At 62.8% G+C, this 12,659-nt stretch carries 11 protein-coding genes; 3 read left to right on the top strand and 8 right to left on the bottom strand.

Annotated elements, in window-relative coordinates:
- Window positions 1-3: 3 nt before the first annotated feature.
- The 3 genes from FJ957_RS06045 (at window position 4) to FJ957_RS06030 (ending at window position 3,767) form a co-directional block, all read left to right on the top strand.
- The gene (locus FJ957_RS06045) at window positions 4-762 is read left to right on the top strand and encodes an MBL fold metallo-hydrolase (protein WP_140829682.1); all 759 of its coding nucleotides are present in this window, start codon (window positions 4-6) and stop codon (window positions 760-762) included.
- Window positions 763-1,249: 487 nt separating this feature from the next.
- Window positions 1,250-2,023 carry an NAD kinase gene (locus FJ957_RS06035; protein ID WP_140829680.1) on the top strand — a complete coding sequence of 258 codons (774 nt, stop codon included), beginning with the start codon at window positions 1,250-1,252 and terminating at the stop codon, window positions 2,021-2,023.
- Window positions 2,024-2,213: 190 nt separating this feature from the next.
- Window positions 2,214-3,767 (top strand): DEAD/DEAH box helicase, encoded by a 1,554-nt coding sequence (locus FJ957_RS06030; protein ID WP_181180514.1) that lies wholly within the window; start codon window positions 2,214-2,216, stop codon window positions 3,765-3,767.
- Window positions 3,768-3,862: 95 nt separating this feature from the next.
- Here the strand turns inward: FJ957_RS06030 and FJ957_RS06025 are convergent, their stop codons facing one another.
- From FJ957_RS06025 to FJ957_RS05990, 8 genes are all read right to left on the bottom strand, one after another.
- On the bottom strand, window positions 3,863-4,471 hold the full coding sequence (locus FJ957_RS06025) for a hypothetical protein (protein WP_140829678.1): 609 nt from the start codon (window positions 4,469-4,471) through the stop codon (window positions 3,863-3,865).
- Window positions 4,472-4,726: 255 nt separating this feature from the next.
- Window positions 4,727-5,377: an OmpA family protein gene (locus FJ957_RS06020; protein ID WP_112099652.1), complete on the bottom strand. Its 651-nt coding sequence runs from the start codon at window positions 5,375-5,377 to the stop codon at window positions 4,727-4,729.
- A gap of 137 nt (window positions 5,378-5,514) precedes the next feature.
- Window positions 5,515-5,883 (bottom strand): GFA family protein, encoded by a 369-nt coding sequence (locus FJ957_RS06015; protein ID WP_140829676.1) that lies wholly within the window; start codon window positions 5,881-5,883, stop codon window positions 5,515-5,517.
- A gap of 152 nt (window positions 5,884-6,035) precedes the next feature.
- A complete protein-coding gene (locus FJ957_RS06010) occupies window positions 6,036-6,413 on the bottom strand; it encodes a hypothetical protein (RefSeq protein WP_140829674.1) in 378 nt (125 codons plus the stop codon).
- Window positions 6,414-6,707: 294 nt separating this feature from the next.
- Entirely contained in the window at window positions 6,708-7,112 is a 405-nt protein-coding gene (locus FJ957_RS06005; protein WP_140829672.1) for a GFA family protein, read from the bottom strand.
- A 30-nt stretch (window positions 7,113-7,142) separates the two neighbouring features.
- Window positions 7,143-8,274 (bottom strand): peptide chain release factor 2 gene (gene prfB, locus FJ957_RS06000; RefSeq protein WP_140830838.1). Its coding sequence is split into 2 segments (ribosomal slippage): window positions 7,143-8,207 and window positions 8,209-8,274, totalling 1,131 coding nucleotides; the frame shifts between segments, so codons are not numbered across the junction.
- Window positions 8,275-8,457: 183 nt separating this feature from the next.
- Window positions 8,458-10,914 carry a penicillin-binding protein 1A gene (locus FJ957_RS05995; RefSeq protein ID WP_140829670.1) on the bottom strand — a complete coding sequence of 819 codons (2,457 nt, stop codon included), beginning with the start codon at window positions 10,912-10,914 and terminating at the stop codon, window positions 8,458-8,460.
- Window positions 10,915-11,145: 231 nt separating this feature from the next.
- Window positions 11,146-12,345 (bottom strand): N-acetylmuramoyl-L-alanine amidase, encoded by a 1,200-nt coding sequence (locus FJ957_RS05990; protein ID WP_246685775.1) that lies wholly within the window; start codon window positions 12,343-12,345, stop codon window positions 11,146-11,148.
- Window positions 12,346-12,659 lie beyond the last annotated feature (314 nt).

Here is a 12,659-nt window from a genome sequence, read left to right as displayed (position 1 = left end):
TCCATGGGTATGCTTCCGGTCATCGAGGCTCCGGACTGGTACGAAACCATCCGCATGGGCGACGGCGTCACGCTCATCCATGAGCCGTGGATAAAGCCGTTCTTCCGCTGCAACATCTGGCATGTGCGCGGGCGCGACCGCGACCTGCTGTTCGATACCGGCCTCGGCCATTTCAGCCTACGGCGCCATGTGCCGCTGGTGAGCGAGCGCAAGCTGACCTGCGTCGCCAGCCACACGCATTTCGACCACATCGGCTGCCATCACGAATTCCCCGATCGCTGCGTGCATTCGGCCGAAGCCCAAATCCTTGCCGATCCGCGCAACGAATGGACGGTCGCCGACCGTTACGCCAATGAGGAGATGTTCGACGGCGCGCCGGCAGGTTGGGATACGGCGCGCTACCTGATCCTGCCGGCACCGGCGGGCCGGCTGCTCGAGCACGGCGACGTCGTCGACCTCGGTGACCGCGCCTTCGAGGTCATCCACACGCCTGGACATTCGCCCGGCGGCATCGCGCTTTACGAGAAAAGGACCGGCATCCTGCTGTCGGGCGACATCGTCTATGACGGGCCGCTGATCGACGACGTCTATCATTCCGATATCGAGGACTATGTCGGGACGCTGCTTGCCATGCGCGACCTCGACGTCTCGGTCGTGCATGGCGGCCATTTTCCGAGCTTCGGCAAGGTGCGCTACCGGCAACTCATCGATGAGTATGTCGCGGGCAAACGCAAGGCCGGCTGCCACTTGCAGGGCGGCTGAGTGACCTGGGAAGCGAAGCCTAGTCTTTGTTTCCGCAATTCCGGACGGAAAACCGCTCACTTTTCCTGGAATTGCTCTAAAGCGCCCTTTGCGGACAAGGTGTCCCGGTGGCGTCGCCGCAGCGGGAAGCCGTCGGCTGCGGCCGCTGGCTCATCTCTTCGGAATGACGCACCAGCTCAGCGAACATGAGCGCGAAACTTCCCATCATCAGGAAGACTATGATCAGACGCGTTACCGGCAATAGACAGGTCTCTCGACTGGCCAGCCCCCGCCAACCCATCCACTGTCGGCTAACATGATCGATCCGGCTTTACGAGTGTTTAAGCTTCGCCTTAACCATAGCAGCCATCACATTCATGTCGCGGCTGTCACGAAGCGCGATTGTCGGGTGTGACCCGCCCGTCAGCGCAGCGCCCTTCACAGATATGGGTGACGCATGCTACGCCGTCGCCGGCGCGGCCCCGCAGACGGTCGCCCTCCGGGAGCCATGAGCAAAGCCTCCAACCGTTTCGCCTTCGTCTCTTCCGATACCGACGACGCCCGGGCGGCGCTGGAAAGCCTGTCCGCGCGCTATGGGAAGGTGCCTGTCGCGGAGGCCGAGATCATCATTGCGCTGGGCGGCGACGGCTTTCTTCTGCAGACGCTGCGCGACACGATGAGCACGGGCAAGAAGGTCTACGGCATGAACCGTGGCACCATCGGCTTCCTGATGAACGAATATCGCGCCGGCGGCCTCGAGGAACGCATCGCCGCCGCGGTCGCCGAGACGATCCGGCCGCTCGAAATGGTCGCGGTGACGCATGACGGCGAAACCGTTTCGGCGCCGGCCATCAACGAGGTGGCGCTGTGGCGCCAGTCCTACCAGACGGCGAAGATCCGCATCACCGTCGATGGCCAGGTGCGGCTGGAGGAACTCAACTGCGATGGCGTGATGATCGCGACGCCCGCCGGCTCCACCGCCTACAATCTGTCGGCGCATGGGCCGATCCTGCCGCTCGATGCGCCGCTTCTGGCGCTGACGCCGGTGAGTCCTTTCCGACCGCGCCGCTGGCGCGGGGCGCTGCTGTCCAACAAGGCGACCATACGCTTCGACATCCTGGAAGCCGAAAAGCGCCCGGTGAATGCCGCGGCCGATCATACCGAGGTCAAGGCAGTGGCTTCCGTCACCGTGCGGGAATCGCCGACGGCGACGGCAACCTTGCTGTTCGATCCGAACCATTCATGGAACGAACGCATCCTTGCCGAACAGTTCCGCTACTGAGCCGGCGCAACGATACTGTTTCGATTAAGCGTTGCGATTAAGGTTACGTCTTCACAATCGCTGTATTTCGGTCCGTTTCTGTTGACAAATCGAGGGCTTGCGCCTAATTGCAACACCGATCTTGCAGGCGCGCGGCGCCTGCCGCGGCTGCTGTGTCGCGATTTTCCCAACCAACAAAGACAACAAACACTTGTCCTCAGACACCACGATCGCTCAAGAAGCGTTGACATTCTCGGACCTTGGCCTTTCGCCCAAGGTTCTCTCCGCAGTCACCGATGCCGGCTACACCGAGCCGACTCCGATCCAAGCCGGCGCCATCCCTCACGCGCTGCTCGGCAAGGACGTGCTGGGCATTGCCCAGACCGGCACCGGCAAGACGGCTTCCTTCGTGCTGCCGATGCTGACGCGCCTGGAAAAGGGCCGGGCGCGAGCCCGCATGCCGCGCACGCTGATCCTCGAACCGACCCGTGAGCTGGCCGCGCAGGTCGAGGAAAACTTCATCAAATACGGCAAGAACCACAAGCTCAACATCGCGCTTCTGATCGGCGGCGTCTCATTCGACGAGCAGGACAAGAAGCTCGAGCGCGGCGCCGACGTGCTGATAGCCACGCCCGGCCGCCTGCTCGACCACCGTGAGCGCGGCAAGCTCCTTCTCAACGGCGTCGAGATTCTCGTCATCGACGAGGCCGACCGGATGCTCGACATGGGCTTCATTCCCGACATCGAGCGCATCTGCGAGATGATCCCGTTCACGCGCCAGACGCTGTTCTTCTCGGCGACGATGCCGCCGGAGATCACCAAGCTCACCGAAAAATTCCTGCACGCGCCGGTGCGCGTCGAGGTTTCCAAGGCCGCATCCGCTGCAACCAACATCATCCAGCGGCTGGTCAAGTCGGGCTCAAAACCCTGGGACAAGCGCGAGACGCTGCGCAATCTCATGAAGGCCGAAGACGCGGAACTGAAGAACGCCATCATCTTCTGCAATCGCAAGATCGAGGTGTCGGAGCTGTTCCGCTCGCTGCTGAAGCATGATTTCGATGCGGGCGCGCTGCATGGCGACATGGATCAGCGGGCGCGCATGCAGATGCTCGCCAACTTCCGCGACGGCAAGTTGCGTTATCTCGTTGCGTCCGACGTCGCCGCGCGCGGCCTCGACATTCCCGATGTCAGCCACGTCTTCAACTACGATGTGCCGATCCACGCCGAGGATTATGTCCACCGCATCGGCCGCACCGGCCGCGCCGGCCGCTCGGGAAAATCCTTCACCATCGCGACGCGCTCGGACACGAAATATGTCGACGCCATCGAAAAGCTGATCGGCAGCAAAATCGAATGGCATGACGGCGACCTGTCGACCGTGACCGAGAGCGAGGGCGAGGAGCAGCCGCGCCGTGGCCGCGGCGCCCCGCGTCGCGCCGGCCGCAAGGACGAGGACCGCAAGGACGATCGCAAAGAACGCGGCGAGCGCAAGAAGGACCGTCACGCCAAGCGCGACGAGACGCCCGATACCGCGCTTGAGGAACAGCCCGTCGCCGAAGTGGCCGATATCGCCGAACGCCGCGCCCGCAAGGACGCGATCCGTTCCGAGAACGAGCGCAAGGGCCCAGGCAACCGTAACGAACAGCGCGGCGACGCCCGCCCGCAGCGCGACCGCCCCGGCCGCCACCGTCAGGAAGAAGACGACGCAACCGTCGGTTTCGGCGACGACGTGCCGGCCTTCATGCGGATCGTCGCGAAGGTCTGAAGTCGATACCAGCGTAGTCTGGAATGAAAGCGGCCCCTTAAACGGGGCCGTTTCCTTTTCTGCTTCGCCCGAAGCAATCCAGCCAAAGGCGATGCCTACATCGGTCCCGGCATCATCTTGGTCGGCTTCTCAAGCATCGGGAACTCGGCCTTGCTGCATTTCACGTTCGGGTTCGTTGGACTGAACATGCCGTTCGGATTGTCCCTGAACAACCATGCATGCAGGTCGTAGTGGACGAACTCCCTCGGAATGAGCGGATAGTGGCCTTCCATCGGCCCCATGAATTTTTGGCCGAACAATGTCGGGGCCGCCTTGGTGTCCGGTGTCAGCGGCACCAACCATTCCACGCCGACCAGCTTCAAGCCCTTCTTCGTCGGCTCGTAGATCAGGACGTTGGGCTTCATCGGGTCGAGCGGCTTGCCGACGCTCGGGACGTTGACGAAATGGATGCCCATCGCGCCCTTCGGGTAGTACATCGCGCCGTCCATCTTCTCGCCGCTGTAGTGGACGCAGCCGACGGTCGACAAATAGAGGTCGCGGACAGCGGCCGTGTAATCTTCATACTTGGCCAGCGATTTCTTCAAGGCTTCGATGTCGGCCTTGTTGGCGTCCTCGGCCCGGGCCGTAGCGACGCCGGACGATGTGCCGATAAGACACGCCAAAGCGAGGACGCCGCAGCGCCCCAAGCGAGCTGTTCTTGTCATGCATTCCTCCCAGATTCCGTTGATCTGGCCGTGCAAGACCGGGGCGGTAGATGTTGAGTGCGCGGCCAATTGACCACCCCATCCCCTCTGGAACAGCAGGATGGTAGTCCTTTCACGGGTTTCGGAAAAGTATCAATTAGAAAAAGCTAATGTCCTAAGACCTTCGACCCCATCTTTGGACCATTTCAAAAAAAAAACGGCCCCGTACGGGGCCGTTTGCCTTGATGGAGTTGCGCCTCTGCGCGCCGTTTTCTCTCAGGTGAGCGGCGACAGCTGGATTTCGACGCGGCGGTTCTGCTCGCGGCCGGCGGCGGTCGCATTGGATGCGATCGGGCGGGTCTTGCCGAAGCCGGTGACGGCGAAGCGGCGTTGATCGACGCCCTGGCCGGACAGGTAATTTGCGACGGCAAGCGCGCGACGCTGCGACAGATCGAAATTGTGCTGGTCGCCGCCGGTCGAATCGGTGTGGCCGAAAACGTCCACGGTGGTCTGGCGGAATTTCTTCAGCACCAGCGCGACCGAATTCAGCACCGGATAGAAGCCCGGCTTCACCGCGTCCTGGTCGACATTGAAGGTGATGTCGGACGGCATGTTGAGGATGATCTGGTCGCCGCTGCGGGTGACGCTGACGCCGGTGCCCTGCAGCTGACGGCGAAGCTCCGCCTCGTTCTGGTCCATCGTCGCGCCGATCGCGCCGCCGGCGAGCGCGCCGATGCCGGCACCGATCAGGGCGTTGCGGCGGTCATTGCCGCCGGCCAGCAGACCGAGGCTGGCGCCTGCCAACGCGCCGAGGCCGGCCCCCGCTGCCGTATTGGAGATCTTCTGGTCGCCGGTATACGGATCGGTAGTGGTGCAGGCGCTCACCAATAGAGCCGTCGCCACGGCGACGAGCACAGTCTTCTTCATGAGATTGGTCCCTCTCCAATTCGCGGCCTTTGCGGCCGCGCCAAATCAGCCCTTCCGCAGCCTTGTAGCATGAAATGCGGCGAAAAACGGAACGGGAATGCGGCCGGCAAAGTCCGGCTGCCGTTCCCGCTTCGCGTCTACCACAAATTCTTGCCGTCGATGACCACCACCTCGACCTTATCCAGGTCGAAATCGTCGAACAGGCGCGAATTGACGCTGATCTTCGGGTTGTCGAAGTCCGGCTTTCCGGTCGACCAATCAGGCGTTTCGGTGAAGGTGCCGCAGCCGCAGGTGGCGCAGAAACCATGCTTTACGGTCTTCGAGCCCCAGCGGTAGAAGGAGACGTTCTCCGGCGGGCTCGTGAGCTTGAATTGCGACGGCACATAATACGCCCATAGCGACCCGCGCTTCGAGCAGAACGAGCATGTGCATTGCGTCACCGTCCGCGGCGCCTCGGCCACCTCGAAGGTTGTCGCCTTGCAATGGCAGCTGCCTTTGATGGTCATGGACTCACCTTTCCGTTGTCCGCCGCCACCCCGGATTCCCTAGCGGAAGGGCAACATAAAGAAGCAGTCCTGACAACTGTCTGTCAGCAGCTTTCGGCAGATATGCCGGCGCGTTCGAAACTCTCTAGCGGCTCGCGTTTGGCTCGCGAAGTCTAGTATGAGGGCGGCGGCACGAACAGGCAGATGGTCTTGCCGGCGTCGAGCCCGGCCTGATGCGCGCACCAGTGATATTCGCCGTCGGGCGAATTCTTGACCCGCTTGTCGCTATAGGCCACCACCTCGCCCGTGCCTTTTATGACATAGCCTTCGGGCCGCTCGCTGATCGATGACTGCGGCACCTCCTTGCAATCGAAGTTGGCACAACAGGCAAAGGGGTATTTCCAGCCTTGCGGCATGGCCGCCGTAGGCTGGGCGTCGTGCGCGATGGCCAGCGGCGCCAGCACCGAGCTGGCTCCAACAGCGAGCAGGGAGAACAAAAGTCGGCCAGCCGGTCGAGCGGCTTGGGCCGATCTTGATATGGCAGCAGACATCGAAACGTTCCTTTCGAGCATCAAGCGTTTTCGCTTGCCCGTTCCCGGAACGTATCTTCCCAGTGGCCGGATCGTCGGTCGCAGATATGCCGCACCCGGCCATAAATGCTTTTATCCCAGCGCAAAAGGCTGGGCTGATTCCTCGGTTGGCGCAAGCATCCGCTTGCATCGGCAAAGCCGCGCTTCACGCCAACCTCTGCCATCCAGAATCGTGTGCCGGCTTGGTTAACGACCGGTTAGCCGCACGGAACTGGTGCCCGACAACGGGATTCGGCTCAAGCTGGTTCCAGGCGTTCAGTAGGGAACATGCCCGTCATACTGCGGCAGGTCGTCGGCGATTGTGAACCACTTCGCCTTGGACCCGACAAAGATGTGCGCGGTCGGCCGTATGGTCGGATCATCGACCAGCGTCCCCATCGCGATATGCACATAGGCGCCGTCGCGGACCAACGAATAGATGAGCGAGCCGCATCGCCCGCAATGCGCGTCGTGGCCAGTTTCGTCACCGTAGATCAGCAGCCGGTCATCGCCGGCGGTCAGGCGAAACTTTTCGCGCTCGATGCCGGCGAAGGGTTTGAACGCCGCCCCCGTCGTGCGCCGGCAGTTCGAGCAATGGCAGTTGGCGGCATAAACGAATTCATCCGCAACCTCGTAGTGGACTGCGCCGCAGAAACATTTTCCGGTAAGTTTGCACGTCACCGACTCCTCCCTCGTGCGACGCGGGGCCCCCTAGTCGAGGTCCGCCACCGCTTCGCCGGCGCCACCCTCGATGCGATGCGAGAGCGAGGCTTCCATGAACTCGTCGAGATCGCCATCGAGCACGCTCGACGGCGAAGTGCTTTCAACGCCGGTGCGCAGATCCTTCACGAGCTGATAGGGCTGCAGCACGTAGGAGCGGATCTGGTGGCCCCAGCCGATGTCGCTCTTCGACGCCTCGGTGGCGTTGGCGACCGCTTCGCGCTTCTTCAGCTCTTCCTCGTAAAGTCGCGAGCGCAGCATTTCCCAAGCCTTGGCGCGGTTCTTGTGCTGCGAGCGCTCGGCCTGGCAGGCGACCGCTATGCCGGTCGCGAGATGGGTGATGCGCACCGCCGAGTCGGTGGTGTTGACGTGCTGGCCGCCCGAACCCGAGGAACGATAGGTGTCGATGCGCACATCGGATTCGGAAACATTGATCTCGATCGAGTCATCGATGACCGGATAGACCCAGACGCTGGCGAAGGAGGTGTGGCGCCGCGCGTTGCTGTCGTAAGGCGAAATGCGCACCAGGCGATGGACGCCGGACTCTGTCTTCAGCCAGCCATAGGCGTTGTGGCCCTTGATCAGCACGGTGGCGGACTTGATGCCCGCCTCTTCGCCGTCATGGATTTCCAGAACCTCGACCTTGAAGCGGCGGCGCTCGGCCCAGCGCGTGTACATGCGCAGGAGCATCGAGGCCCAGTCCTGGCTCTCGGTGCCGCCGGCGCCGGCATGGATTTCGAGATAGCTGTCGTTGGCGTCGGCCTCGCCCGAGAGCAGCGTCTCGACCTGGCGGGCCTTCGCCTCGCCCTGCATCGAACGCAGCGCCGCCTCCGCTTCCGCGATAATGCCGTCGTCGCCCTCTTCCTCGCCGAGTTCGATCAGGCCGATATTGTCTTCCAGCGCCTGCGTCATCCCCTTGACGGCGGCGATGCCGTCCTCGAGCTCCTGGCGCTCCCGCATCAGCTTCTGCGCTTCGACCGGATCATTCCAGAGGCTGGAATCCTCGGCGCGCGAATTCAGGTATTCAAGCCGCTTTACAGCCTGATCCCAGTCAAAGATGCCTCCTCAGCAGGGTTATCGCCTGCCTGATCTCGTCGACAATGTTGAGCGTTTCCGCGCGCATGGCTCTTCGTTCGGTCCTGTTCTTTTCGGTCTTTTCGGAATAGGCGCGATACATAGGCACGGCATCGCCGCCTGTAAAGCGAAATGGGCCGGCTCAACCGTGACCCCGAAAAGTGGAAACCGGTTTTCGCAAAAGGTCACGGTCTAGGAATAAGTCGCCGGCCCATTTCGGGAATTCAGGAGGTCAGTAGAGGCCGCCGCCGCCGTCCTGGATGGCCTGGTTGGCCTGCGGCGACAGCCCCGCGCCGGAGCCGTTCGAGCCATCGGCGCCCATGCCGATCACCCAGTAGCTGTCGGCCGGCCCGGTGCCGGGCTTGAACGCCTCGATGATGGTGTTCGGATCGCCCTCGGCGGCACGCATGCCGGTCTTGCGGTTGATTGCGATCAGCTTCATGCCATCGGGAACCTGGAAGTCGGTGTTCGGCTTGCCGTCGAGCGCAACGCGCATGAAGTCCTTGAAAATCGGCGCCGCCAAGCCGCCGCCAGTGGCGCCATGGCCAAGGCCGCGCGGCGTGTCGTAGCCCATATAGAGGCCGACGACGAGGTTCGGGGTGAAGCCGATGAACCAGGCATCCTTCTCGTCATTGGTCGTGCCGGTCTTGCCGGCGATGTGGCGGCCGAGCTCGCCGATGGTGGCGCCAGTGCCGCGCTGCACGACGCCCTCCATCATCGAGGTGATCTGGTAGGCGGTCATCGGGTCGAGCACCTGCTCGGAATTGTCGACCAGCTCCGGCTCCGGCTGGTTCTTCCAGTCGGTGGCGTTGCAGCCCTCGCAGCCGCGCTCGTCCTGCTTGAACACCGTCTTGCCGTAGCGGTCCTGGATGCGGTCGATCAGCGACGGTTTGATCGATTTGCCGCCATTGGCCATGATCGAATAGGCCGAGACCATGCGCATGACGGTCGTCTCGCCGGAGCCCAGCGCCATCGGCAGATAGGGCGCCAAATGATCGTAGACGCCGAAGCGCTCGGCATATTCCACGACCAGTTTCATGCCCATGTCGTTGGCGAGCCGCACGGTCATCAGATTGCGCGACTTCTCGATGCCGGAGCGCAAGGTGGCCGGGCCGGCGACCGTGCCGTCATAGTTCTTCGGCGTCCAGGTGGTGTTGCCGCTCTGGATGGTGATCGGGCCGTCCATGATCACCGAGGCCGGCGTATAGCCATTGTCGAGCGCCGCCGAATAGACGATCGGCTTGAACGAGGAACCGGGCTGGCGCATCGCCTGGGTGGCGCGGTTGAATTCCGACTGCGCGTAGGAGAAGCCGCCGACCATGGCGAGCACGCGGCCGGTGTGCGGATCCATGGCGACGAGGCCGCCCTCGACCTCCGGCACCTGGCGCAGCATGTAGGTGTTGTCGGAGCCGTCATTCTTCTGCACGAAGACCACATCGCCGGGCTCCAGCACTTCCGCCGGGGACTTCGCCCTGACTGACTTGCCCTTGACGAAGTGGCGCATGGCGAAGCCCATGTCTTCCTTGCTGACGGTACCCTGGACACGTTCCTTGACGAGGTCACCGGAAACCTGTCGCGCCGGCTGAAGGCCGATGGTCAGGCCGGTCGCCGAGCTGTCGAGCACGACGGCCAGCGTCCATTCCGGCACGTCCTCGAGGCCCTTCACATTGCCGAGCGGCACGCCCCAGTCGCCGGAAACGTCGATATGCGTCACCGGACCGCGATAGCCGCGCAGCATGTCGTATTTGAGCAGGCCGTTCTGCATCGCCTTGCGGGCGATAAGCTGGACCTTAGGATCGAGCGTGGTGCGCACCGACAGGCCGCCCTCGTAAAGCGCATTCTCGCCGTAGCGCGCGATGATCTGGCGGCGGACTTCCTCGGTGAAGTACTCGCCGGCAAACAGATAGGAGCCGTTGCGGCGCGGGGTCACGCCGAGCGGTTCAGCCTTGGCCTTGTCGCCCTCCTCGCGGGTGACGTAGCCGTTCTCGACCATCTGGTCGATGACCCAGTTGCGGCGCTCCAGGGCACGGTCGGCGTGCTTGAAGGGGTGATAGTTGTTCGGGCCCTTCGGCAACGAGGCGAGATAAGCCGCCTCGGCGACCGTCAGCTCGTTGACCGATTTGTCGAAATAGGTGAGCGCGGCGCCCGCGACGCCATAGGCGCCGAAGCCGAAGAAGATTTCGTTGAGATAGAGCTCGAGGATCCGGTCCTTCGAATAGGCCTGCTCGATGCGGAAGGCCAGGATCATCTCCTTGATCTTGCGCTCATAGGTCTGATCGGAAGAGAGCAGGAAGTTCTTGGCCACCTGCTGGGTGATCGTCGAGGCGCCGACCTGCCGCCGGCCGGAACCGAAATTCTGCAGATTGACGATGATGGCGCGGCCAAGACCGGTGATATCGATACCCGGATGGTTGTAGAAGTTCTTGTCCTCGGCCGACATGAAGGCGGCCTTGACGCGGTCCGGGATGGCCTGGATCGGCAGGTAGAGACGCCGCTCGCGCGCATATTCAGCCATCAGCGCGCCGTCGGAGGCATGGATGCGCGTCGTCACCGGCGGTTCGTATTTGGCCAGAACCTCGTAGTCGGGCAGGTCCTTCGTCAGATGGCTGATGTAGATGGCAAGACCGGCCGCCACCAGCAGCGCCAGCGTCGTGCCGATGCCAAAGAAATAGCCGATGAGACGAATCATGCCCGCTCCAGTCCGAGGTTCGGGAATTTCCTAAACGAAGCCGACAGTCGCGCAAGCTTCCAGGGGCGGTCCCAATCCGCAATCGAAAAACCCATGTCGCGGCCATGTGGACAAAATACGGCAGCGCGAAAATTGAGGACTCGGTTGCCGAATAATAACGCCGGGTGTTGTCGTCATGCAACGCTGCTTGTGGTTGTAGACGTCCGGCGGTCGTGGGCGGGTGCGGCGGGGTCAGCCACCCGTCGCGGTTCCGGTCTTGGCGGCGGCAAACAGGGCAACCGCGTTGGTTATGCTTTGCGCCGCCTTGCCGCGCCAGTCGGCGTTCAGCAGTTGCGCCTCGTCCTTGATGTTGGAGAGGTAGCCGAGCTCGACCAGGACCGACGGCACGTCCGGAGCCTTGAGCACCCTGAAGCCGGCCGAACGCTGCGGATTGTTGATCAGGCCGACGCTGGTCGACAGCTGACCGACCAGCGTGTGGGCGAAGCTCATCGAGAAACCATGTGTCTCACGGCGGATCAGGTCGATCAGGATGTCGGTGACTTCCTTGTTGTCGTCCTCGATCTTCAGTCCGGCGAACTGGTCGGACAGGTTCTCGCGATCGGCGAGCGCCTGGGCCTCCGGATCGGAAGCCTTGTCCGAGAGCGTGTAGACCGTGGCGCCGCGAAGACCTTTGACGGCGATCGTATCGGCATGGATGGAGATCAAAAGATCGGCCTCGTGCTGGCGCGCGATGCGCACGCGTTCGTCGAGCGCCAGGTACACGTCGTTGTCGCGTGTCATGTAGACATCGTATTTGCCGACCGCGGCCAGCTTGTCGCGCAGTTCCTTGGCAAAAGCGAGCGTGACGTCCTTCTCGACCGTGCCGGCGGAGCTTTCGGCGCCGCCATCGACGCCGCCATGACCGGGATCGATAACCACCGTGAAGCGATGGCCCGGCGCCGAGACCGGTCCGGTGCCGACCCGCTCGCCCTTTTCGGTCGAAACCGTCGAACCGGTCGTCAGCGACTGGTTGGCGAGAGCTTCGTCGAACTCCCTCTCGGAGGCAGCCGACATATCGATGGCGATGCGATAGCCGTTGCCGTCGTCGTTCTTGAGCACGTCGAGCTTGTCGACGGCGAAAGGGCCCTTGCCGGTAAGGATCAGGCGCGAGCCATGTCCCTGATCGCCGTAGCGAACGGCCCGCACAAGGCCGCGCGGCTTCACATCCTTGGCGTCGAGCGCGAATCGCGTGCGCGGCAGATCGACGACCAGGCGATTGGGGCCGCGCAGCAGGAACCATTTGATGTCCGGCTCGCGGTCGAAATTCACGACGATGCGCATCTTGGTGGCGTCGCCGGCCATCTTGCAGCCCGTCGCGCCAAGCAGGGTGTCGGCACGCGCGGCGGCTGTAAGGCAGAACAACAGTGCCAGCAGCGAGGCAGTCCAGGCCACGCGCAGGAAATGCCCCGCGGCCCCACCCCTCTTGTCTGCGGCGCCCGCCGGTCCCATCTCTTATCCGTCGCTCCCGGTTTGACGCATTGCGCCCGGTTTTCTCGCAGAGTGCCTGTAAGGCCGCCAACTCGATTAACGATTGGTATTCAGAGAAGGTTAACCAAGCCTTTCATGGAGCGGGAAGAAGGCATCTTCCCCGGGGGAAGCGCTTTTTGCCGGCATCCGAAATCGGGGTTGCCTTCCATCCCGCCAAATCATAAAAGCGACGTTGGATCACTGCAATCCTGGAACTGCTCGCCTCAGCAGTTTCCTGC

The organism is Mesorhizobium sp. B2-4-6 (assembly GCF_006442775.1).
GTDB lineage: Bacteria > Pseudomonadota > Alphaproteobacteria > Rhizobiales > Rhizobiaceae > Mesorhizobium.
This window is presented reverse-complemented; position numbering and strand designations above follow the sequence as displayed.